Annotated in this window: 19 protein-coding genes and 3 pseudogenes; all 22 read right to left on the reverse strand. The window is 46.2% G+C overall.

Features of this window, described 5'->3' with window-relative positions; genetic code table 11:
• Nucleotides 1-94: 94 nt before the first annotated feature.
• The 22 genes and pseudogenes from C0Q44_RS14955 to C0Q44_RS15060 all read right to left on the reverse strand — a co-directional run bounded on the left by C0Q44_RS14955 (nt 95) and on the right by C0Q44_RS15060 (nt 24,967).
• Entirely contained in the window at nt 95-5,188 is a 5,094-nt protein-coding gene (locus C0Q44_RS14955; RefSeq protein ID WP_105408089.1) for an AAA family ATPase, read from the reverse strand.
• Nucleotides 5,189-5,291: 103 nt separating this feature from the next.
• A pseudogene (locus tag C0Q44_RS14960) lies at nt 5,292-5,492 on the reverse strand (transposase); the annotation flags it as partial.
• A gap of 132 nt (nt 5,493-5,624) precedes the next feature.
• The gene (locus C0Q44_RS14965; RefSeq protein ID WP_105408091.1) at nt 5,625-7,346 is read right to left on the reverse strand and encodes a helix-turn-helix domain-containing protein; all 1,722 of its coding nucleotides are present in this window, start codon (nt 7,344-7,346) and stop codon (nt 5,625-5,627) included.
• Between the two features lie 45 nt (nt 7,347-7,391).
• Nucleotides 7,392-8,168: an IucA/IucC family C-terminal-domain containing protein gene (locus C0Q44_RS14970; protein WP_105408092.1), complete on the reverse strand. Its 777-nt coding sequence runs from the start codon at nt 8,166-8,168 to the stop codon at nt 7,392-7,394.
• Between the two features lies 1 nt (nt 8,169).
• Nucleotides 8,170-9,210 carry an ABC transporter substrate-binding protein gene (locus tag C0Q44_RS14975; RefSeq protein ID WP_105408093.1) on the reverse strand — a complete coding sequence of 347 codons (1,041 nt, stop codon included), beginning with the start codon at nt 9,208-9,210 and terminating at the stop codon, nt 8,170-8,172.
• Nucleotides 9,211-9,450: 240 nt separating this feature from the next.
• On the reverse strand, nt 9,451-10,035 hold the full coding sequence (locus tag C0Q44_RS14980; protein ID WP_105408094.1) for a chloramphenicol phosphotransferase CPT family protein: 585 nt from the start codon (nt 10,033-10,035) through the stop codon (nt 9,451-9,453).
• 177 nt (nt 10,036-10,212) lie between these two features.
• The gene (locus C0Q44_RS14985; RefSeq protein ID WP_105408095.1) at nt 10,213-10,563 is read right to left on the reverse strand and encodes a hypothetical protein; all 351 of its coding nucleotides are present in this window, start codon (nt 10,561-10,563) and stop codon (nt 10,213-10,215) included.
• Nucleotides 10,564-10,606: 43 nt separating this feature from the next.
• A complete protein-coding gene (locus C0Q44_RS14990; protein WP_105408096.1) occupies nt 10,607-11,173 on the reverse strand; it encodes a histidine phosphatase family protein in 567 nt (188 codons plus the stop codon).
• Nucleotides 11,174-11,705: 532 nt separating this feature from the next.
• Entirely contained in the window at nt 11,706-12,215 is a 510-nt protein-coding gene (locus tag C0Q44_RS15000; RefSeq protein WP_374955109.1) for a DUF6933 domain-containing protein, read from the reverse strand.
• 105 nt (nt 12,216-12,320) lie between these two features.
• Nucleotides 12,321-12,467, reverse strand: coding sequence for a hypothetical protein (locus tag C0Q44_RS30215; RefSeq protein ID WP_181151005.1), 147 nt, complete (start codon nt 12,465-12,467; stop codon nt 12,321-12,323).
• Between the two features lie 81 nt (nt 12,468-12,548).
• Nucleotides 12,549-12,743 carry a hypothetical protein gene (locus tag C0Q44_RS15005; RefSeq protein ID WP_105408098.1) on the reverse strand — a complete coding sequence of 65 codons (195 nt, stop codon included), beginning with the start codon at nt 12,741-12,743 and terminating at the stop codon, nt 12,549-12,551.
• A gap of 43 nt (nt 12,744-12,786) precedes the next feature.
• Nucleotides 12,787-13,116: a DUF3024 domain-containing protein gene (locus tag C0Q44_RS31025; protein ID WP_258166339.1), complete on the reverse strand. Its 330-nt coding sequence runs from the start codon at nt 13,114-13,116 to the stop codon at nt 12,787-12,789.
• A gap of 343 nt (nt 13,117-13,459) precedes the next feature.
• Nucleotides 13,460-13,898, reverse strand: a pseudogene (locus C0Q44_RS31795) (NUDIX hydrolase).
• A gap of 205 nt (nt 13,899-14,103) precedes the next feature.
• The gene (locus C0Q44_RS15020; protein ID WP_105408099.1) at nt 14,104-14,607 is read right to left on the reverse strand and encodes a hypothetical protein; all 504 of its coding nucleotides are present in this window, start codon (nt 14,605-14,607) and stop codon (nt 14,104-14,106) included.
• Nucleotides 14,608-14,806: 199 nt separating this feature from the next.
• Nucleotides 14,807-15,079: a hypothetical protein gene (locus tag C0Q44_RS15025; RefSeq protein WP_105408100.1), complete on the reverse strand. Its 273-nt coding sequence runs from the start codon at nt 15,077-15,079 to the stop codon at nt 14,807-14,809.
• A 244-nt stretch (nt 15,080-15,323) separates the two neighbouring features.
• On the reverse strand, nt 15,324-15,701 hold the full coding sequence (locus C0Q44_RS15030; protein ID WP_105408101.1) for a hypothetical protein: 378 nt from the start codon (nt 15,699-15,701) through the stop codon (nt 15,324-15,326).
• 300 nt (nt 15,702-16,001) lie between these two features.
• Nucleotides 16,002-16,529: an SMI1/KNR4 family protein gene (locus C0Q44_RS15035; RefSeq protein WP_258166342.1), complete on the reverse strand. Its 528-nt coding sequence runs from the start codon at nt 16,527-16,529 to the stop codon at nt 16,002-16,004.
• Between the two features lie 181 nt (nt 16,530-16,710).
• Nucleotides 16,711-17,187, reverse strand: a complete 477-nt coding sequence (locus tag C0Q44_RS15040) for a tyrosine-type recombinase/integrase (RefSeq protein ID WP_308737439.1) — start codon at nt 17,185-17,187, stop codon at nt 16,711-16,713.
• A 152-nt stretch (nt 17,188-17,339) separates the two neighbouring features.
• Entirely contained in the window at nt 17,340-17,573 is a 234-nt protein-coding gene (locus C0Q44_RS15045; protein WP_105408103.1) for a hypothetical protein, read from the reverse strand.
• A gap of 158 nt (nt 17,574-17,731) precedes the next feature.
• Entirely contained in the window at nt 17,732-19,774 is a 2,043-nt protein-coding gene (locus C0Q44_RS15050) for a B12-binding domain-containing radical SAM protein (RefSeq protein WP_105408104.1), read from the reverse strand.
• A 723-nt stretch (nt 19,775-20,497) separates the two neighbouring features.
• A pseudogene (gene recQ, locus C0Q44_RS15055) lies at nt 20,498-22,377 on the reverse strand (DNA helicase RecQ).
• Nucleotides 22,378-22,834: 457 nt separating this feature from the next.
• Nucleotides 22,835-24,967 carry an ABC transporter ATP-binding protein gene (locus tag C0Q44_RS15060; protein ID WP_181151006.1) on the reverse strand — a complete coding sequence of 711 codons (2,133 nt, stop codon included), beginning with the start codon at nt 24,965-24,967 and terminating at the stop codon, nt 22,835-22,837.
• Nucleotides 24,968-25,005 lie beyond the last annotated feature (38 nt).

The raw sequence follows: 25,005 nt of genomic DNA on the forward strand, positions 1-25,005 counted from the left end.
ACATTTTTCTATTTTTTACAAAAAAAAAAAGCAACACACGGATAATCATCCTAAGTGCTGCCTATCGTTCGTTGTTCTTTTTGTCCATAGTGCTCTAGTGATTGCTAATGGACAGAGGAATCATCAGTTGCAATCGACAGCCTCCAACCGTTTCATCGCCAATCGTCATCGTACCACCAAGCAGCTCTACTCGCTCTCTCATACCACGCAGGCCAAATCCTGGTACCCTGCCGCGCAGACCACTGCCATTATCGATTAGACTGAACAGCAGACGCTGCTCTCTTTCCTCCAGTTGAAAATGAAAAATCGTGCTGTGTCCATGCCGAATGCCATTCGTCAGCCCTTCCTGAAGCGCATGATAGATCACTTTCTTGGTAGACATCGAGAAGTAGGAGCTGATTGGAGATAACTGAGCGTGGATTCTAACACTTGTATTCCGCTCCGTGCTCTCCATTAATTCATGCAATATTCCTGGCAAGTCCGCATAACGATCCTCGCGCAGCAGATGAACAGATTGTCGAATGTCCTCCAGACTGCTGCGAGCCAGATTTTGCGCCTGCTGCAAACGCTCTAGTCCCTCTTCCCGATCCTTTTTGAGCAGCCGTTTGCTGGCCTCCATTTGCAATACCACTGAAGTCAAGGTGTGTCCCACGACATCATGAATATCCTGCGCGATTCGATGTCGCTCTTCGAAGATAGAGATTTCTGCCAATGCCGCTGAGGCCTCCTTCATGGAACGTTCAAGCTCCCTTGTCCTTTCCTCAACCTGCTGCTCCAGATTGCCGTGCATATGCTGCACCTCGTCATACAGTCTAGCGTTAGACAATGCCACAGCCCATTGCATGCCCAACAGCCTGAGCACTTCCTGCCTGCGCGTCGTGAACAGACCTGCCACGAGCGAGCTCTCCAGATAGAGCACCGTAGTCAACCGCTGTTGTGTCATGATGGGCAGGCACAATACTGACTTTAATTTTTTTCGCTTTATATAATCCTGATGTGTAAACGGTCCTTCATGACAAGCCTGATCCAGCACCAGTGCAGATTTCGTGTTTATGGCATAACTGATTAGTGCAGCGGGCGCCACCTCATCCTTTGCATCCAATATTCTAGTCTCTATGTGCACCTGATTCCTGGTTCCATAAGCTTCAATGGTATAACTGTTCTTCTGTTCATCACACAGAATCACCGCTCCATATTCAGCTCCCGCATTATGTAACATCATGCGCAGCAATCCGGAGATCAGAGGTGTCATCTGCATCTCACCAGACAAGGCGTAGCCCGCCTCGATCAGGGACATCATATCTGTTTCCTCCAGACCGGATGGATGCTTGCGATGTAATAGCGAGCTGTATTTATGCTCCATATCGCGCACCTTGGCTATGGCTCCCCATTGTTCGTAGGCGTTGCAGGCCTCCGTTAGATAGTGTCGTGCCAGATACACCTTCCTCCGCTGGATTCCATAGCGTCCGTAGCTCTCGGCGATCATGGCAATGTCATGCATATATCCACTATTCGCTGCTTGCTCCAGCGCTTGCTCATACAATGTCTCTGCCAAGTTGAATCTGCCGTCCAGTCGCGCCACCTCAGCTCGCAGGAATAGCCACTTTTGAATATAAAGCGCGGGAGCTCTTCTGGCAATTCGCCGCATTTTGCCTATGATCTTGCGAATCTTCCCCCTGTATATTTGCTGCTTGTTTGCAGAACTCATTTCATATATGCGGACAAGCACTAACCCCTCATAAAAATACTGGACGACATTAAAGCTGGAACCTGCTTTTCTGTGTTTGCTGGAAAATACGGATTGCTCTAGAGCTGCCAGTGCCTCATCGTATTCACCAAACAACAATCCGGTCAGATAAGTAAAGTACAGCGCCATCTCTTTAAGCAGTTGGTCATCGTCTCCATATCCCTCTCCTGCGAGCCTGCGTCTATGAAACTCCTCTACCGGATATCGCTCTTCCCTGGAATGCTTGTCCATCAATCGGGTCACAATGGCAACAAGTCCTGTCGCCGTCCATTTCTGCCACGTATTATTCAGCTGATCGAACTTAGGCTCCCGTTGCTGGAGCTGGCTATATATCTGTGATAAAGGACGTCCTTCCATCATCAAGATGACCGCATTGACAATGACATTATGATTCCCCTGGCGCAGATTGCCTGTCTCCAGAGAGATGTTGGCTGAGAATTCTGTGAATTGGTGTGTTAACTCCGGTTCATATTGACGCCAACTGTCATAACAAAACATGAATGCCGACTGTACTCGTAGATGTAGCTCAGGGTACGGACGAGAGAGGTTCAGCGCCAGCTTACCCCATTTATACGTGTTCGTATCATCTCGCTGATAATAAAGCATTATCGCGTAACCAACATAGCCTATTCCTGATTCTGGTGCTTGCCCGTGTCTCAATGTAATGTCCATCATCAGGAGAGTCGCAGCAATCCATGCCCCACGATCCATTACAAACAAAGCGTCCACACTTCCAGCCAAAACCGTCATCGCAAGCCTCTGCACCTCATCCTGAAGTGGTGGAAGTTCTGCAAGACAATCAAAGTCCCGCCCCCACAGCTGTTGCTTGATGCGAGCCCATTGTCTCCATAGCTGCCCCTTCCCTGTTCGCAAGCGATAGGCCTCACCCAGCAAGGCCAGTGCCTGTCTGCACAGCATAGCAGCCTGATCGTTCCGATTGTAGCTGACCTCCAGACGAATGCGTCCGGTAAGAACTTTTACCAAATCCATATCTGTTGCTGCATGAGCTGTCAGTTCCGCATAAACTTCATACGCTCGCGACTCCATGGCACAGAGCATAGCCACATCAGCCTGCTCCATGTAGAGCTGGAACATCAACGTATAATGTTGATCCCAATCCCCTGAATAGCTGTATTTTGCCGCCGTCTCCCACCATATAAGTGCTTCCTCGTATGCATAAGAACGTTTGGCTTCTGCACCAGCAGCCATATTCAAACGGATCAGTAGAAGACGTTCCTCCTCTGGTAGCGGAAGCATAGAACAGATCAAATTCCAGTGAAAGGCGATCTCGAATGGACTGACTTCTTTCCCTATCCTCAGCCGTATCAATAGTAATTCTCCCATACTCCGGTGAAACTTCTGACAGGTCTCTTCCTTCAAGCAGCTATAGGCAGCCTGACGTATTCGATCATGGTAAAAGCGGTATCTCCCCTCGTCTTTATCAGATACAGGGACCAGCAGATGCTCCTGGACAGCGGATTCCAGGAGCTCCAGCACTTCTTCCTCCGAGCAACCTGTCAAGGCACTTAACACAGTTACATCACAACTGCTCCCTGCCACAGCTACAGCACCCAACAGTCCGATCGTGTGCTGCGATTTTTGGGCCAACCTGGTCACGAAATAATGATCCGTTCCCTCCAGAAGTGTCTGAAATATCTCGTGATTCCACTGCCAGATGCCTTCGCCGTTCTGGAGGTATAGCAAACCTTGATGGAACGCTTCCTGAAGTACCTGATCCAAAATAAGGGGTTGACCCTTCGTATGATTCCAGAGCAGTTCCAGTAATAGATCTTTTTGTGCAATGCGTTCCCCAAATGTATCCTGTAGTAACTGCTCAATCTCTCCACGTGTCAGTGCCTGAAGTTGTAAACTATGGACTGTTAATCCGAGCTCAGCCAATCCCTGCTCCCAGGCATACGGGAGTTGTGTATGGCTCGCCTCACTCTCGCAACGATAGTTTACAATCACACAAAGATTGCGGGTTCCCGGGTCTTGAAGCAATTGAAGCAAATATTGCAGTGAACCCGCATCTGCCCACTGGATATCGTCCAGGACGATGACAAGCGGATGCTCATAGGTCATGAACAATTGCAGCACACGGTTGAGCACATACGTAAAGCGATTCAGCGCACCATCGTGAGACAACGGCGGCAATGGAGGCTGTTCACCGATCAATTCCTTCAACGAACAGATACGCTCCGTCAACAGATTACCATAGGCACCCAGTTGCTCCAGCAGCCTTACTCTCCAGACCTCCACTTGCAGAACAGACTGGTTCAATACATTCATCAACAAGTGCTCCAGCACATCTAGCCAGATTTGATAGCGGGACTCCTTGTACTGTTCCTCAAAGGCTCTTATGCTGTAATATCGTCCATTACCAGACCACGACTGTTTGAGCATCTCCGTCAGAAAGAAGGTCTTACCCATTCCGCTCTCACCCGTGACAGCCAATATGCGCGCCCGCTCTCCTGCAGTAGCTGTGCGGGCAATCTCTCTAAGCAACCATTCGCGTTCCTTCCAGCGTCCGTGCAGTCTTTGCAATCGTCCCGATACGTTCTCGGTCTGCTCCGCAGCAGATAGCTCGAACGATGTAATGTCTCCTTTATGCTCCCATTCCTCCAGACAGTGTATCAGATCATGCCGAACCTCCGAGACAGTTTGATAAGAACCACTCTCGTCCTTACCTAAACATTTGACTATCATTCGGGACAACATTTCAGGGAGTTTGGAATTGACCTGATGAGGCAGTTCTGGGAACAATACTCGGTGACTATACATTAAATCCCCTGCATTCTTGGCGGTAAAAGGTCGTCGTCCTGTGAACCATTCATATAGCACAATTCCCAAGGCATATAGATCTGCCTTCGTATCATCTGCACGCACAGGCTGCCCGACAACCTGCGGAGACACATAAGCCAGCAACTCTGTCGTCCAGATATCGGCGTTCTGCACAGAGCCGGACCCCAGCATCGAAGCGCCAAGACTATAATCCATGAAATGCATCTGCTGTTGTACATCATCGTATAACAGGCTGGACGGGTGCAGCGCTAGCATTACAACCTGCTCTTGATGCATCTGCTCCAGTCGTTCAGTTAGAGCCACCGCCGCCTGAAGAAGATACTTCATCCCTAATTTCTTCCATTTAAGTGGCTCCAGCAACGCTGACATACTCTCTCCAGATAACTGCTGGAACAAGAGCACTGGATTGCCTTCCCTATGCCCCAGTAAACAAGGTCCGCCCAATCCACGTAGCGACAGATGCTTCAGTAAATCCCGTTCATAGTGAAACCCTGCCGTGGTACGGGTATCCCAAAATCCGCCAACGCTTGTCTTGGCAATACATTCACTTCCGTCTGCTTCACTTTGTACCCGATACCATTGGAACCGATCATTAGCCGCTATTTTATTCAATGTATGATATCCCGATAGCTTCAGCATTTCTTTATCCCTTCGTGCCTGATTAGCCTGATAAACAGAACCAGATTGATAATTCCTTTATACTTGAAGTGACCCCGTAAAGTTTAGACAGATTTCTTGTTTAAACGTCTAGTTTAATCTGTGCAGGATATGATGTATAGCTCTTTATAAAAGCTTTTTCACCATGATGCTCATATTGTCTAATCCCGTTTAAAAAGACAGAATGGTGAATCCCGATCGATTTTGCGATGCTTTTCAAGCTTTCTGATCCCTTTTCATAACGCATAACGGCTAATATTTTTTCATTTGTACTGAATTTAGTCATAAAAAAACTGCACCTCCAATTGGTAGTTGTGTCTAACAATTGGGGTGCAGTTCATTTAAAACAGGTGGTCGTTTAATTTCAATCTATTCCATAAGTACGTGTCCGAAAATGATGGTACGCAGTACCGTGAAGTCAAGCCAACAACGCCTGAGCGATCTGATCCACAATGCCATTGATGCCTGTCGGCCCATAACAGCCGATCCATGTCGCGGCATCTACGGAATGTATGTGCTGACGCTCATCCGCATCCAGCATTCCCCAGACACGCTGTTCTGTCGCAGATACGCCCTCCTGCATGAGTTCATTGCTCAGCAAAAAGTAGTGGCTGGCTTGTACAGCCGGTAGTCTATCAACCGAGATATGATAGGCCGTGTCGACAGTATCCGCTACGAATAACGGGACAGGCAAACCAAGATCACGGTATAGCACAGCACCTGTACGATGAGCGGCAGAGTGAACCCGAACGAGAGAATCCAGCGGACGGATCAGAGCCACACTTTTTCCTGCCAATACCGGAGCCAGTTCTTCGGACAGCAAAGCAGTACGTCGATGATAATCCGCAAGTATACGCTTGGCCTCTGCCCGCTTGCCTGTCAGTTCACCGAACAGACTCAGTATGGTCTGCCAGCTTTCATTGCGCTTGAACATAATCACCGGAGCGATCTTGCTTAACCTTTCAACGTGCTGATCATGCACCTCGGTGCAGATAATCAGATCCGGTGACAATCGTTCTACCGCAAGCAGATCAGGATACTCATACGTTCCGAGTAATTCGGTACCCTGAAGTCCTGCTCGGATATATTGAGGGAAATTGATCACCGCACTTCCCGATCCGACACTTCCTGCTGGAGACAAACCAAGCGCGAGCAAATGATCGGCATATTGAACATCGAGTACGGCGATACGCTGTGGTGATTCAGTAACTTGATATTCACCTCGCATATGGCAGATCACCGGACCTTGGGCCGACTTGTACGAAGAAGCTGTGCGATTCTGCAGTAAGGCTTGAGCATAGTTTTCATCTGTTTCCAAAGCGGCAGCAAGTCGATAACGCAGCGGAGGAACCCCATAATATTTCTTAAACGCCCTGCTGAAATAATACATGTCACGGTAGCCCATTTTGTCCGCAATTTCCCCAATAGAAGCATCCGTATGATGCAGCATCCGCGATGCATTCTCCATACGTAGCTTAATAACGTACTCCATCGGCCCGAGCTGCTTCTCTTGTTTGAATCGTCGCTGCAACTGCCTTACGCTACATCCAGCGAGAGCTGCCAGCTCTTTCAGCTCCAGATTCTGGCGATAATGCGATGATATATACGACACAACAACATCCACCATATCGGACTCTGCCCCGCCTTGACCACGTTCATACTCCATGATCAGTTCGTAGATCATTACCTGGAGCAACGCATTGGCATGAAAACGTTCCAGCCCTTCGCTGCGGCGCCATTTGGCAACGATTATTTCCGCATTCTGAATCCATTCCGCTTGGGTTACAGGGTTCTGAATAAACGAAGTTTGCAGTGGGTGTTTCCGATACGAGGGCATCGCATGGGAGGCTCCTTCCATGGAAGAAGCCTTATACATGATCACGATATAATAAAGTTCGTCTGATCTGGCCGTCAGCGTAAAGGATGTTCCCTTCACCACATGACAAGCAAAAGAAGCTCCAATGTGGCAAACTTCACCATTCATTGTAAGCTCCCCTTCCCCGCCTACTGCCAGCAGCAACACATTCGAGGTTAATTCGGTTTCGCTAAGAACACTGCTTGTCTGCAAAGTACCGCTATACCCGTCAAGCATCTTGATCGTCGTATCAATCCATAGACTTGTCTGTTCTTGCAGCGGCATTTCTCTCATCTCCTGACAATAGCAATGGTAAAGTTGTTGCTGTTGTCATTTTAATTGAGATTCTTTCTCATTGTCAATTTTCGGACATTTCCGGCAATATTCCCCTGACATCTGATAATAGAAACAACAGGTGATGCGCTCGCTTTTCGCAACTAGAATGTTGTCCTTACAATTGGTGAACCGGGTCAACGGATTCTTTTTTACACCGAACACTTGCCCGGACGCCACTTGCGTCAGATATGAAAAGTCCTCTCGAATGATCTTACTTTCCTGCTCTGTCTCGGCTTCATCCGGAGCGAATAGTCTGCCAATACGTACCATAATATTCTCCCAGAGAATACTCATCGAAAGAGGTGCAATCGCAGCGAGTGTCTTCAACAGCGGTGTCAGCTGTACCGCAAACATGCTCTGGACTGCCTTTTCCCGCCATACGCTTCTGTCTCCAGTCAGTTCTTCAGCCTGAAGCCCATTCACCGCTAGAAAAGGAAATCGTGTGCCGCCCTCATGATCTGAGAGCGCCGGATGATAGAGAAAGCTGTTCTCCAGCTGAAAGGTTACATGCTGATGATGAAACGTCATCGCGGTCACGAGCGGAGTCGTCCATAGATAGCCAAGCCGCTTGGCTAACATGGAGGCTGCCACTTTCATGTCAGGCGCATCGATATAGTTCTGAAACCAGCTGATATACTCTCGACACGCCTCTTCGTCATGCAACTCACTCAAAGCAATGGTACGGACACTATGTTCAGGCGGCTCACCAAGCAAAATTGAATGATCCTCTACCGTCTCTTTCCATAAGTCTGTCGAGAGATATGGGTTCATATTAGTTCGATCCGAGCAGGGCTTCCGATGCCTGATCTACGATCAGATTAATCGCAAGTGGTCCGTAATATGCGATCCACAGTGTTGAGTTTACGTCATACGTGCGGTTATTTTTCACAGCATCAAGGGACTTCCACACTGGATTACTCACCATAGCCTCTGCCTCTGCCGCAAACAGCTCATCCGACAGCACAAAATAACGATCTGCCCCAATGTCAGGAACCTTCTCCATCGAGATTTCAACGGAGGTATCATCCTTGATTCCCTCAACGAGTGCAGGCATATTCAAGCCCAAATCCTGATACAGAATGCCGCCTGTGCGATGCTCGATCCCGTGAACACGAATGCCTTCTTTTCTCGGACGAATCAAGGCGACCGTTTCATCTCCCATTTTCTCTGACAGCTGTGCCTTCAGGCCAACGACTTTCTCCTCATATGCTTTACGCACAGTCTCTGCCTCGTCATGTTTGTCTGTAATCTTAGCCACCGTAGCTAACGTATCACGCCAATCCTCATAGAAATCGAGTACGAGGGTAGGTGCAATTTTGCTAACACTCTCATACTGTTTCTCCTGGAAATCGGTCATGATAATCAGATCCGGGTCCAACGCTACAATCGCTTCCAGATTAGGCTCGTCCCGTGTACCCAGAACCTGTACGCCACTCGGCTGATCGCCTAAGTATTCTGGGAAATCGGTGTTACCTCCAGCGATAACACTGCCTGCGGGCTTCTCGCCTACCGCTAACATTTGATCCAGGAATTTAACATCAAGCACCGCAATTTTCTGTGGTTTTTCGTTTAGCGTCAGCTCACCCTTCATGTGCGTGATCGTTACAGGAAAAGCTCCGTCCGTCTGAGTTTCAGCATTCGCAGGTGTCTCCGCTGTCGTTGCCGCAGATTGCTTACCGCTATCTGTACCTGTTGCGGCACCGCAAGCCGTCAAAACAAGAATAAGGGCCAGCATCAAGCCCATTAATAATCGTGATTTGTGAGCAGTATCGGCCTTGTTACCAGCCGCTTGCCCCTTTGTTCCTTGATTCATGATGAATCCCCCTTATGTATAATACTGATAATGATTTTCATTATCGAAACATAAAGAGAGTATATACGATCTCCGTATCGTGTTACCATGTACTTTTGCGACATTTCAGCCGGACTAATGCGACATCACGAGCCGCCTTATCATCCTATACTAAAAAGGAAGATCCTCTTCCTCCCATAGGAAATCAGACAACCTTCCTAGGCTTTTGGAATATTGTTTCGATACTAATCATTATACTCCTCAATCTCTTCTGTTTAATTTCTTAAATGCCGAGTACTCCTGATCAGATTTCATATAACTTAATATTTTATCCGCACCTTCTGCTGAGCTAAGCTCTTCCGTATTCACTTCCAGATCATATTCATCATAGGCATAGATGCTGTCGAACTGGGAATGGGCGAGTCCGATCGCGCGATCGCCCCTGCTTTGCTCTCTTCGTGTGAGTTCTTCTTTCGAGCAGTGTACGCCTACAAACAATATCGGATGATCCGAAAGTAAATCATAAAAATCATTAAACCACTTGTCATTGTTGATGACCGTATCCACGATGACATTCAAACCCATCTCCGAAAACAGTTTAATGGTTGCATAGTACAACGAGACAATTGGGTCAAAAAGGATATCTGAGACCACATGATCTTCCAATTCTCTAGTAGGTTCTACATCTGGATATGTATTATCCATGAATTGATTATAGTTATGGAAAAACTCATCTACAGATAGATGATGGAATGGAATCTCTTTCTGATTTTTCAATTCCATGGAGATGCTGGTCTTTCCCGAACTTGAAGTTCCGTTCAAAAATACAATCAGTCCTTGCTCCACATCAATCACCCTTATCATTAAAATTGGCAAACGCTCAAGCTTTTGAATCTAAGCCCTCAAAATGGGTGAAACATCATATACTTTCCGTTGATTAAAGAAATTCATAAATTGATGTACAACCTCAGTCGATTTCAATAGAAACTCCCTCATATTTGAGTAAAGTGCTGTTCAATCAAACTACCACTCTCTCCATTCTTCCGTAATATCTTCATCCTCCTCAATCTCTAATCCAACCAGCCTGGCCGCCTTGTCGATAAAATCAGCCAATTCTTCACGTTCCATCGTTTCAATGAAATAACCATTTGCCTCATTCATTTCATTAAATGTTGTCACAACTTCTTCTACAGCTTTCATAATACGCTCGGGATGTTTCGATTCTTCTAATGCTATTAATTGGTGTAAAAAAGTATCCAGAGCTTTATCAGACAAGAGTAGTCTCTCTTCTGTAAAAAACTCATCCCCGTGTTCAACCATTCTTTCATTCCATAATTTCGTTGGTTTTTCATAAAATAAGTGTTGTAATGCCATTGAAATCCTCCCTTTCAAGATAAAATTATATCTAGATTTTACCCTATTCTCCCCATAGCCTTGTCACTTGCTCTAACTCCATCTCGTCAAATTGTAATTGATAGATATCCGGTTTCTTGGTTTGATTCATAAAATCCAAGCCGTAACTCGAATCAAAGTAATTCATCATCAACGTCATTACATGTCCGTGTGTGCCGATCGCCACTTTTCTACCCTTGTATTCTTCTAAAATCTGTTTCAACATGCCCACTGCTCTATTCTGGCAAACCGTGTTCGATTCGCCTCCTGGCAATGCATAATCTGGGTCATCAAACATCTTCTTCGAAGCAGGCTCAAATTCTTCATCCGCAATCATATCATCTGAAAAATGCCTTTCCCGAAGATCCTCCATGATCTGAATATCTAATTCTAACGCTGCTGCCAACCCTTCCAAGGTTAAAATGGCCCTGGCATAAGGACTTGATACAATGGAATGTATTCCTTCATTTGTTAATATTTCCGTTATTCGTTCTGCATTCATCTTGCCCTCCAGGGTAAGCCCTCTCGTTCTTTCCGTTCCTTCCGTATACGGTGACTCCGCATGCCCAACCATATACACGATGGTCTTCATAGGACCCTCCTTGAATAGCAAATTGTGCAATCGAAATTTACAACTATCATTACTTCACTCAACCAAGTGCCGGTACCGATCAATGCAGCACACCAACTTATAAACAGAAGTGGGATCAATACATGTCTACAACACTCTAAACATACAAATTCCATCCGACAATAAAAACAGCCAGTATAGCAGCCGAGATGCCAGACATATGTATATCACCTTTTTGCTTTTTGCTGTAATTGCTCTTCCTCAGTTTGTAAATCAGCAACCCAAGATTCGTCACTGCTAGAATCACATCAAGTAGGTTGAACATTAAATCGATGCGCAACGAAAAGTAAGAAGTAGCCCCCCTTCCAAATGAATAGCCAGATGACCAGGCTCTACTTGAAAAAACTCTTTATTCGCATCTTGTTTGGATACGGTTCGAATTGGTGCAACTTCATCTACTATTTTTTGTTGTCTTCCTCATGATAATGAATGATAGAAACCAAAAACTGGTCAGGGAACAATTCAATCTTTAATATAACAGGGAGTAGCTACTCTAACTCTCCATTTCAAACCTTGTTTGAAGCTCTTTAACGAATACTTCGATTGGTTTATTGTAGTCGATGGGCTTGTAAATGGATCTATTACCCCACATGTGCCGTTCATCTTTATCTCGAAAATCATGTTCTTCAACTTCGAGAGTCTTCATCACAAGCATGATTTCATTCATGGTACTTATAACACTTCGACTATCCGTTTTGGTGATCGTGCTCTCGTTACATTTTTCTAAATAATAGTTCACCAGGTGGTCAGGAAGTTTCTCAACGGCCAAATAGTCCGCTAAATTCATTTTAAAGATTCCTGCCAGTTTACTCGCCTGATTCGTTCTAATCCCATTGACCGTTAAGCTTAATCTGGACAGATCATTCATAAACACATAGTGTTTTCTGCCATACAACGTGAAGAAGTTTACATGCCAACTAAAGAAGGCATCGCTGTATTCGATGGTTTCCGGTTTAACCTTAATATCTTTTAATGTTAGCTGGGTTACTTTGAAAATAATTATGCACGATTCCCCTTCGCTCTTTAAGCTGGATTATGAATTAGTACACGATCTCTGTAGCATCAATGTCTTCTTCTATAGATTGCATGCATGGCTCACACAATTGTTCTAATGACTCCGCTTCAAAGCGGATTGCTTGTCATCGTTCAATGCAGCAATGAATTTCTCCATCATACCGTACGCATTGAAATCCATTTCAGTTGGACGGGCTGCATAATCGTCCTCATACTCGATGAATTCAATTGCAATTTCCATATTCACTTGCCGCCAATCCGGTAATTCGCTTATTTCTTGTATCCGTTCTCCTATTTCATGCGACCCTTTCTCACGACCTTACTAAAAAGGTAGTTCGATGTCTTCATTATCCTCAAATTCCTCCGCATACTCCAAATGAAAGGAAATCCCATTTTGCTCATCTAATACCTTCTTCTGATTTTTTCCGCTATACGTACGTAACCATGATTTTGATGCACAAAGTCTGCCTTCACGGTTAAGTCTTTTATGTCTTGGTGTACTATTTTTCTTCTTCATTTTATTCCTCTATCGTTCTCTCCAATCGTTATTTCCTTCCAAATCAACCCCAGAACATTCCATTATGACCTTCGTCAACGATCTTGAGTTGTGTTTCAAAATCTTCGTTCGGTTCGATATCATCGATGAAATGCCATTTGCCTTTACTGTCCTGCCAATACACTTTCCATGCCTTTTCATCCAATCTGAACTGTGCTACCGGCATCTGCACCCATTGATCGCTTTGAAAGGCTTGTCTTTCTTCAATCAATGTCACATGGTTACCTCTGAATTTATAGCTAATTTTGATCTGACTTTTCACATGCTCGGGTACTGCATTTTCAGTGTAATGGTCCATAATCTTTTGAATCCGCTTCTTTGTAAAATCATCCATGCTCTCTAACACTCCTGCCTTGATCCGTTTTGCTTTGATTATATCATGTTGTTTTCTCCGATTTAAATGATGCTTTTAGTATTGTAAAAGGTAAACCGGAGCGCGGCTTGTGCAATGGCAAGCCGCGTAAGGGTGAGGTGCTGCGCCCAATAGGGCAGCACCTCACGGTGTTGCACCGCGTCAATAATCGCGGTGCTAATGCTGCCATCACGAGCACACTTCCGTGATGGCAATACTTGGTGCATCACGGTTGCTGCGAAGTGATGCACGCAAAAATCGCCGCGACCTCATCATCGTGGCGTTTCTTGTTGCTGTATGATGCCTATTGGCCATGCAGCTTTTGTTACGCATTCTCTAATTGAGAGCCAAACGGCTCTCTTTTAATCTTGAATAAATCAGGCATTTCATCAAGATTAAAGAATTGAAGTTCTATACTTTCTTCATTACTACTGATTAGTTCTCCATTGGAAATGCATCCCTGCTAAAAAAATGAAATCGTTTGTGCCTGATCTCCATTTGAATACTTGTCAAAATATTTGGTATACACGCCTATGAGCTTTTCAATAAAGATTGTTAATCCCGTTTCTTCTTTCACTTCACGAATAGCCGTCTCTTCAGCAGATTCGCCAATTCCATAGCTCCTCCTGGAAAGCCCCAAGCATGTTTATCTCTTCTACGTTGCAGCAATATTGTCCCGCTTCGTTCACAATGATTGCTCCTGCAAAGTTAAGAATGATCATTTCACTGCCTACCTTACTTCTTATCCATTTGATATAATCCATCCGTTTCTCCTTTTTACGAGCATGTAAAGCACAGTATGTAATTTGAAATTCCCATTACTTTGCATTTCTGATCTTTCATATAGCGTTCCTGTATTCACGACCCGACGTATGTCGGGTGGCCGGCGAATGCCGGACCAAGGACGTATGTCCGCAGCATGAATATGATGTTATCTGCTGTTACTTCTTTTTAGAATTTCACTCTGAATCATTTCTTTTCTATTTGGCTTGTTTGTGATAATTCTTCAATGTGTTTTTTTATGATTGCTTCTCCTTCATATGAATTTAAAAATTCTCTAATTTCGTTCTGCTCTTTATCCTTGCTCATTATTGAAATAGATTCTTTTCTCTCGGTTTTAAAACCAATCAACGTTATTGCTATACCTAAACTAATTAATGTAACTGCATCACCAAAAGTGTTCACTTGCTTAACCGATAGATCTATTTTTATTTTCGGTAAAACAATAATAGCTAATACAGCACAACTGAGAAACAAAGAACGTATAGTCCCCAGAACTTTACTTGGTCTTAATTTTTTATATTCTATTATTCTTTCAATTATGAATTCAATAAGATCGCATAAAATAAGAAAAAATGCCGCTATAGATATATATAACAACCACTTCCCGGTAATATCCATAAAAGGTGTTAGTCTTAATATAGCTAAAAGAATAAATCCAATTCCAGCAACTTTAGTGAAGGTTCCAGTCAAATCTCCTCACTCCTCAAATATTCTAATTTGTTGGTAATTGCAGATAACATTCTCGTATTCATGAACCCCAAAGGGGTTGTCCGCTGAAATTCCTGCTCTAAATCCATCTAACAGACCAAGGCTCCGAAGGAGCCGCTGCTTGAATATTATGTTATAAGAATGTTCTCCACTTCTTGAAATGCCGAAATAATATTCTGTTTTACATGTTTTTCAATAAAGTTTTTGCTTTTTCAATTGCTTTTTTCTCTGTTCGAGAGTTTACAATTATATTTAAGGCTTTCTTTTCAAGCCCCGACTCGAATATTTTATTAGCACAGTTAACTCTTATACGTGAACCATCAATTTTATATTCCTCTGGAAGTTTTGCTATTTTTTCATCTTTTGACATCTTATTATTTGAGAACACTTCATAGTATTCTACAAACACCCGTTTTCCAATTGAATTTAATAATCTTACTAAGTTAATTTCCAATATATCACTTCTCCTTATTTGATTAATGTTAGTGTTACTTGGAGAATTTCATATAACGTTCCTGTATTCACGAACCCTCACTGGCTTAAGGGGCAAATGCCCCGGGTCAGAGGACCTTAGCTAGTGCAGGGTTGTCCGGCTGTCCCCACTTCCCCGAAATGCCCCTGCCGGACCGAGAGCTGGATGAAAGAGTGTTTGAATATGTTGTTATACACAGTAAACTCTTCTACGAACAAGCTATTAGCTATCTGTTTTTTAGATTTCCCAATAATTCTACCTCCTCTTCCTCTGAAAGTTGTTCTTCCGCTCTTGTTTTTGTTTCATCTATCTTTCGTACTTTTAATCCTCTTTTTATGAGCCATTCTTCACCAGGATTCATTGTAGTTGCTGGATGTGGGTATACATCCTCACTTGTAATTTCCTCATCAATTATGTAAATGTATCCACATAACTTACCATTATGAAGTCTTGTGCCATTCTCATCAAAAGCAACAATAGATGGTTTGTGTGAAAAGATTCTTGCTAACTCTCGATCCTGAGTTATTGTGCTTCCGACTAGTAGTTCATTTAAGAGCATTGGCGAGCCATGGAACCAAGGCTTACTGTAGTCCCATTCTTTCATAATTATCACCTTCAATTAAGTTTTATTATCTTTCTTCTTTATACTTGTTCTTTAGTTTCTTCAGTTTTGGCTTTAGGGTATTGCGTATAACGTTCTGGTATTCACGACGCCCCACCACACTAAAAGAGCGAAGCGACTGGCCGCGACGCGGTTGGGTGGTGCGGGTGTGTCCGGCTGAATCTACTTCCTTGCTACTGCCAATTGCCTCCTCGAATCCGCATCTAACTATTGCCAGACCGAGGGACGAATGTCCCGATGCGTGAATATGTTGTTAGACGACGTTCTTTCTTCTTCGATTAACTAGAGCAGTTCAGACCAAAATTCAATCTCTTTGATATCATTAAACTTAATTTCATTATGTCTCTTCGATCGCAACTCCACCTTAAAGTATTCTTCAAGATTCTCGCCGTAATAAATGATATCTGTTTGATATATCGAGAAGATAGGGTTGTTTATTTCATTTGGTTTAGAAGGAATAAATCGATGCGAGTAAATTGGAATTAATATTGGTACTTCCTTGAACTTCTCTTTGCATACTTGGAAAGCAGCTTCAAGTTTAGATGGTCTAATTCCCCATCCGTCATACCAATAGGAGTTATGTTCTATATCAAACAGCATTCCATGAAGTGGCCATTCTAACTTACTTATGATTAGTTTAATATTCTCTTCTGATGTATCTCTCCAATTCGGATATCCTTCACCAACTGGTAAGCCACATAAATATAAGTCTTTAAGATCTGGTGGAAAAACAATCTTATATCTTCTTTCAATAGACTCAATTTCTAAAGAAGATAAAGGTTTATCGATAGGTATTTGATGTTTACGCATTAGTTCCAAAATGGAATGTGAATTCATAAATCGTCCTCCCAAAGCATCTCGTCTAACATCTTATTTATGTACTTCGTAAATACCACACATTCTGCCTGATATCCGAACTACATCTATGATAACCGATGCTGTGGTATTTGCGAAGAAGAATTTGGTGAAAAAGGTAAATTTATAGGAGCACTCACTCTCCCAGATCCAAACGATCCAGCGGGCTCTGAATACGTTGAATATTTTTCGTACTCACATGCGTATATCGCTGAGTTGTTCGTGCACTCGTGTGACCAAGTAGCTCCTGAATGTAGCGCGGGTCTGTTCCGTTTTCCAGTAAATGCGTAGCGAAGGAGTGCTTTAAGGCATGAATACTAACCTTTTTTACAATGCCTGCGCGTTGTCTAGCTTCTTCAAAAACCTTCTGTACGCTGCGCTCGGTAAGATGCCGATCCGAAGATTGTCCCGGAAATAACCAACGATTGGGTCTATACTCCGTAATGTATTCCTGCACAATTTCCCAAGCTAGGTTGGAGAGAAGAGTTCTCCGATCCTTCTGACCTTTTCCCTGCCGTACAGTAAGTGTCTGACGCTCAATATTAAGATCGCTGCATTGAAGACGAACGACTTCGCCAACACGAAGACCAGAAGAATACGTGAGAAACAGAATCGTCTTATGCGTAGTAACTCAGCGGAACCTTTGGTTATGGTAATCGTCTCATTGGTAGTAGCATGTTCATTCATAGGAAACTCTCCTTTAATTGGATGGATTATTTTTTGCTACCATTCCGAAAAACAAAGAGGAAGGCCCGTCTCCATCCACTAGGGAATCAGACGACCTTCCGATGCTTTCGGAACATATATGCTGTTGTAAAAAGTAGTACGGAGCGCGACTTGTGCAATGGCAAGCCGCGTAAGGGTGAGGTGCTGCACCCAATGGGTCAGCACCTCACGGGGTTGCATCGCGTGCATTAACGCGGTGCTCATGCTGCCATCACGAGCTTCCGTGATGGAAAAACTTGGTGCATCACGATAGCTGCGCCGTGATGCACGCAAAAAAGCGCCGCGACCTCATCGTCGTGGCGCCTCCTCCTACTGTATGATGCCAATTGGCCATGCAGCTTGTGGAAGGCTGCTGCGTCCCATAGGCGCAGCAGCTCAAAGGGAATGCACCGCGTCAATGATCGCGGTGCTCTTTCAAAGGCCGCTGCAACCTACATGGCAGCGGCTTCTTCTCCCAGCGGCAGCGTGTAATACTGCGCCTGCTGCCCTTCATGCTGCTGGTACACAACGACCAGCAGCGTCCGGCCTTTCGCGGCAAGCGGGCTGGCGCCAGCTAGCACACGCTCAAGCCGGAATGGAAGCACATCCAGTACGGTGTGCTTCTGCAGTTCCTTTTCGCCGAGACCAAGGTCGGCGAAAGCACGGGCACCCATGACCGTCTGTGCGGTCATGGCCAAGGTCATCGGCAACGCACGCGAAGCGTTGCCGTCCACCACGTCCGCCGCTCCATCCGCGGCGGATCCAACTGCGTCGCCCACAGGGAGCGACGCTGGACCCCCAGCTTCGCTGCCGATTACACCCGCCGCATCCGAGGCAGCGTCTTCCTCGGCAGCAGCCGAACTTGCCACAGCGGCACTCGCACCCGTGCCGCTGCTTTCCAGCCATGCCGAGCCAGCGGCACCGGCAACACGTGGCAGGCGAACGTCTTCCGGACGTTCAGCCAGTGTTTTCATATAACCCGCCCACTGATCTTTCTGGAGCGGATCTTCCCACCAGATTTTGCGTGGTTTGTATTTGTGGCCAAGGAAATAGTCCAGCTTCATCAGGCCAAGCACGATATCCATATGCGGCGTGTTGCGCGACTCCAGGAAGCTGTGCAGACGAGTGAACAGATCCTCCAGCTGGTGACCAATCTTCTGCCAGCCCTGACCCTCCCAGTAATCCCCGAACGCCTGGAAGAAATCAAATGGCGAGTTGAACTCCTGCTCCATCAGGTACTTCAGCGTATGGTCCATCCGGTGTGCATTCCAGTATTTCTCCAAAACATCTTCCAACCGCTTCAGGCGCACGATGTCGCTGAACGGCAGTACGTCGCTGCCCAGAATTTCATACGGCGCATGATCCATATAAGTGTAGTTATACTTCTCCGCATCCAGACGCAGACCCGTACCACGCAGCATTTTGAGGAATCCGAGCTGAAGCTCTTCTGGCCCCAATGCAAATACATCGTTAAACGTCTTGCGGAACGTATTGTAGTCTTCCTCCGGCAGTCCGGCAATGAGATCCAGATGCTGGTCGATTTTGCCGCTGGCTTTGACCTTGTTCACGGTACGGCTCAGCTTCGAGAAGTTCTGGCGGCGTTTCACCAGTTCATTCGTCGGATCATTCGTAGACTGAACTCCGATCTCGAATCGGAATGTGCCCGGTGGAGCATTGTCTGCCAGATAGTCCAGTACTTCAGGGCGCATGATGTCCGCCGTAATTTCAAACTGGAACACCGTCCCCTGATGATTCTCAATCAGGAATTTGAACATTTCGAGTGCGTAATCCCGCTTAATGTTGAATGTCCGGTCTACGAACTTGATCAGCTTCGCGCCCTTCTCAATCAGGTACAGAATGTCCGACTTCGTCCGCTCAATATCGTAATATCGCACGCCGACCTCAATACTGGACAGACAGAACTGACAACTGAACGGACAGCCCCGACTGGTCTCAAAATAAACAACCCGTTTCCCAAGCTCCGTGATATCCTCTTCAAAACGGTGCGGTGACGGCAGATCGTTCAGATCCGCCTTCGGCCGTCCTGGCATGAGAATGACCTCTTCCCCTTTGCGATACGCCAGTCCATAGACAAAGTGAAACTTCTTGCTACTCGTAAGCTCTGTCAACAGCTGATGCAGTGTCTCTTCCCCTTCACCCATGACGATGAAATCGACATTGGGAATCCGGTTCATCCAATATTCCGTGTCGTAGGACACTTCCGGCCCACCCAGCAGAATTTTCACGTCTGGCATAACCTTTTTCAGTATATCAATGACCTTGATTGTCTCTTCAATGTTCCAGATGTAACAGGAGAACCCAATCACGTCCGCGCCGCGCTGGTACAGATCGGACACAATATTCATGACCGGGTCCTTGATCGTATACTCCGCCAGGTCAATATCAAAATCCTTCTCACTGTACGCCTTCAGACAACGCAGCGCGAGCGAGGTATGGATGTACTTTGCATTTAATGTAGAAAGAATAACTTTCATCGTTCACAACCTTTGCCTGGACCACCAGACCTTATTTTTCATTTCAAAAGGAAAGATTCACAGCCATCCTGCACCGGATACTGTTCATGCAAACCTTTAACTCTAGCTCCGAGCCAGACCTACGCCTACACTATATCTAAATCTGTACCTGTACGCATACTGATACCTGCAATTTAACTACAACTGCACCTATCACTTTACATTTCCCTCTACCACAACATATTAAAAATCCACTCTTCATGGACAAATTCCATTTTTGTCTTTCAAAGAGTGGACACGTCTTTCAAAAGGACATACACTCCACGTCAAACAAAAAACACAACATACAGACAATCCCCGACCAACTTACACTATATACTGTATCTTCCGCATTCCACTAGACTTAGTCTCCATGTCCACTCTTTGAAAGACAATCCAGCTCGATTAGTCCACCCTACAGAGACAAACCATCCAGAATTCTCCCCGTTCCCGCTTCAGAAAGAATTTCACACTACTCGCTTGATTTTAGCCCATAACACTTCAATTCATGTGTTAAACCCAGCCCTCGCGAGATAAGTTGTATATTTCGGTAATTAGCTCAGCGTGGTTTTAGCCACTAAGCACTGCAAATATGAAAACGAGTGTAGAGCTTCGATATAGTGTGGACACAGTAATTTTCGATCTATGAGATGGTTAGCTCATTTAAGTAGACTAACGCCTCACCTTACGTTTACGTGAGTTCTCTCACTCGTACTCGTAGAACGCATCGTCATCCGTATCCACGTCTTCGCCCTTTTGCTTCTGGAAAAATTCCAGGAATGGCAGTCCGTACTTGCGGTACTTGACCTCACCGACCCCTTTGATATCCAGCATGTCACGTTCTGTCTGTGGACATACCACACTCATCTCACGCAAAGTCGCGTCATTGAAAATAATGTACGACGGCACATGCTCCTTCGCCGCCAGATCACGCCTAATCAGACGCAGCTGTTCGAATACCGTCTCGTTAACCGCAGATGGCATCGCATCCCGTCCCCGACGTCCACCGTAGTTGGTACCCGAAGCGGTTGCCGCAGTCTTGCGAACCACACGCTGCATCACTTCACGCTGACCTTTGAGTACTTCCACCGCCAGTGGTTGCAGACGAACGACCGGATACTGTCCCTCGGACAACAGCAGATAACCTTCCGATACCATCACGTTGATGATCTCGGAGATCTCACGTTCCGTACGATTGCCCATCACACCATAGGTGGGCAAGGAGTTGAAACCGTAATCAAGCACTTTTTTGGCACGAGAACCTTTGAGCACCGAAGCAACCAGCGATACACCATACCGTTCACGCATGCGATGAATACAGCTGAATATTTTCTGCGCATCAATCGTCATATCCACCAGCTCACGGTCGTCTGTACATGAACTGCAATTGCCGCAAGGCTTGTCCTCATGTACCTCACCGAAGTAGTCTAACTGCGCACTACGCAGACAGCGCGTCGTGTAACAGTAATCCACCATCTGTTGCAGCTTCCGGTAATCATTCTGCTTGCGGTCGCCCTCCACCGGATTCTGCTCAATCAGAAACTTCTGGGTAATAATGTCCTGCGCTCCGAATAACAAAATGCACTGGCTCGGCTCTCCGTCCCGTCCCGCACGCCCGGCTTCCTGCACATAGGCCTCCATGTTCTTAGGCATGCTGTTATGAATAACGTAACGGACGTTGGACTTATCAATCCCCATTCCGAACGCATTCGTCGCCACCATCACCCGGATATCATCGTACAAAAAAGCTTCCTGGCTCTGAGCCCGTTCATCGTCCGCCATCCCTGCGTGGTAGCGTCCTGCTGGCAATCCGGCCTGCAGTAATCGCTGATGCAGATCGTCCACGTCCTTGCGGGTCGCGGCGTACACAATACCTGGCTCGCTCGCATGCTCGCGTGCATAGTTTAAGACAAAATCCTTTTTGCTCTCACCGCGCAGCACGCTGAACGCCAGATTATCCCGCCCAAGTCCGGTCACATACGTCTGCGGGTCCTGCAAACGCAGCAGCCGCAGAATATCGCCCATGACCTCGGGCGTCGCTGTCGCCGTGAAGGCCGCAACCACCGGCCGCTCCGGCAAACTGTCCACAAACGGCGCTACCGCCAGGTAGCTTGTCCGAAAATCATGCCCCCACTGCGATACACAGTGGGCCTCATCCACAGCAACGCAGGAGATCGGCAATTGGCCCATCTCATCGCGGAACCAGTCCAGCTCCAGTCGCTCAGGCGCGACATAGAGCAACTTCAGCTCACCGCGCTGCGCCGCGCGGATACGCTCATTCACTTCTTTGCCGCTCAGTGTACTATTAATATACGCGGCAGCAATTCCGGCGGTCGTCAACGCATCGACCTGGTCCTTCATAAGTGAAATCAAGGGGGAGACCACCAACGTCAACCCCGAATATAACAAAGCAGGGATCTGATAACAGATCGACTTCCCGCCCCCGTTGGCATAATGCCCAGCGTATCTTCACGTTCGAGCAGGCTGGCTACAATCTTTTTCTGTCCCTCGCGAAAGTCGGGGTAGCCATAATATTTTTGCAGGAGACCCTGCGCTTCTTCTAAAGTAGGTGCTTGCACACTCATGTAAAGACTCCTTACTTGTCACCGGTGTTCATCCACCAGCTTGGTCCGATCCAATTCTGACATCCGAAAGCAGCTCCTATGCCGCATCCTCGACAACAAAATGGCGTTCTCATGACATGTCCGTCAAGCAAACGCCGCTCCCTTTAGTTTAACGGGCCAGACCCGAATGAGCAACCGCGTTTTACTGTAAAACGCTCCTTCGCTTCTTCATCCAAAATAAAAAGAATCGTTCATCCCTGTTTGGACAAACAATTCTTTTCTGTGCGCCCGCTACCTCACCACACTCATATCCCCACAGCATATGCACACCAAGTCATCTTATGAGCTTATTCCTAAAACCAATTCTAACCTTATAACGACTCTATTTCAGACTCCGACAAGCCACTTGCCCTTGCTATAACCGAGGCCTCCATGACTTAAAAACTCCAACGTATCCATCTTCTCCTTGGACGAATCCTCATCCACTGGCAGCATCTCCTCTTCCATTTAACCGATAATACAATCCTTTCCTCTCCATTAACTGCTCATGCGTCCCATCTTCGGCAATTCGGCCTTGATCCATCACCAGGATGCGTGTGCACTGACGGGCAACCTCCATCCGATGTGTGACGAGTAATCCTATCTTCCCTTTCATAAAACGTAGCAGTTGATTCATTACTTTTTGCTCTGTCTGCATATCCAGCGCTGACGTTGGTTCGTCCAGAATATAGACATCGGATGACCTCATCAAGAGCCTCGCAAGCGACAATCGTTGCTGCTGACCTCCAGATAGATTGGAACCTTTTTCGTGCAACAGTGCTGCGTACTGCCCCTCTTGTGCCTCGATAAATCCATGTAAACCTGCCTGTTCTGCCGCAAGCCTAATTTGATTCAACGTAACATCTGATCCCAGACGAATATTCTCTTCAATTGTCCCTGTAAAAAAAGTCGGTCTCTGCGGCATATAGGTCAGCGCAGATTGATTATCCATCGCGATATGTTGCACAACATCCGTATCTCCTAGCAAGACACTTCCCGCGGTTGGTTCGATCAGTCCTGCACATACCTGGCATAGTGTAGATTTGCCTGCACCACTGGCACCAACCACGGCGGTTAATTCACCGGGAAGCAGCTTCAACGTAATCTGATCCAGAATTACCCGACCACTGTCTTCATCGCATACTGTGACCTGTTCGAGCCTAAGCATCGGGTGTTCAATTTCCCCACTAACCATTTGTTGTGAATTGCCCCGATCTCGATCATGCAGGTCCACATTACGTCCTACTTGCGAATCTGTATGCTGTGACTCATGCTCATCTACTTTTACTTTTCGTGCATCTGGTAATTTATCTGATACCCCATATGTGCTTTCATACCGAGCCTGTACCGACGCTTCTTGCCTCTGTTCAGACAAACTCACCTTCTTGTTATCCGCCAATTTCAACCATCCCGTGATCCGTCCAAATGCGCCCACGCTTGCTTGCATCTGACTCCACTGGCTAGACAAGCCGAGTACGGGCCACACCACCAGTTCGAACAGCAAGCTGCTTGCCACAACCATGCCCGGAGACAAAGTTCCCCTCGCTGCTGACATCGCAATGAGGAACAACGCTGCCAGTTGAGCCAAGCCAAATACCGCCATCGCTACGTTATCTGACATGCTCAACGTCATCTGTAACTTGGCCTGAACACGGTTGAGAGACTTCTGTTGTGTTCGAAAACGAGCGAGAAACCAAGGTGATGCATCGTACGTCTGAATCACCGGAATGCCTTCCACATACTGTTGGATCTGCTGTTGTGACTCACCCTCCATGGATTCCACTTCATCAGATAAATGCACAATCCGCTGATCATACAGCCGTGCTGTGAACCAGATTGCCGCTGCACTCACAAGCGCAATGACCGCAACCCATGCATCTGCACGATACAAATACCCCAGCGACAGCGCAATGATGAATACAACCGTGACACCCTCTGCAATGGCCTCCACCACTTCTGCTCCATGCTTGGTGTCCTCCTTGATACGAAGCATCACATCCCCGGACTTCTGTCTGCGAACCCACGCATAAGGCATTCGGTTCAGCAACTTGAGCAGATCCATGGACATGTCTCGGTGCATCGACTCTTTGAGCCACACCAGCACATAACGGTGCATCGCCAGCAACACGATGAATCCTGCCAGAATGGCAATGAAGATCATCGCTGTAGCGTTAAGCTGCTGCTGTCCACCATCATGAATCGCATCCACGAAGAATCCCTGGACAAAGGCAAGTCCCCAATCGAACACAGCATCTGCTGCAATAAAGATGAGCAAGATCACTACTGCTAATCCATAAGGCTTCATCCAGCGGACAATAACGGGCCATACCGTTGCCAGTGATACCACTTGCTCTGAATCTTCTAGAACCTGACTTTCGTTTATTACATGATTTGTGTTCATTTCGCTATTTTTGTCCATCTTGTTCACTACACTAATTTCATGACCGCTTTTTGTTTCATTAGTACCATTGGTACCATCAGCTTCAGCATCAGCATAATCCTTATCCTTATCCTTATCCTTATCCTTATCCTTATCCTTATCCTTATCCTTATCTTCATTCTCGCTTCTCATGATGTTCCCCCAATCCCACTCCCGCTTCTGATTCCAAA

It is taken from the genome of Paenibacillus sp. PCH8 (genome assembly GCF_002968835.1).
In the GTDB taxonomy this organism is placed as follows: domain Bacteria; phylum Bacillota; class Bacilli; order Paenibacillales; family Paenibacillaceae; genus Paenibacillus.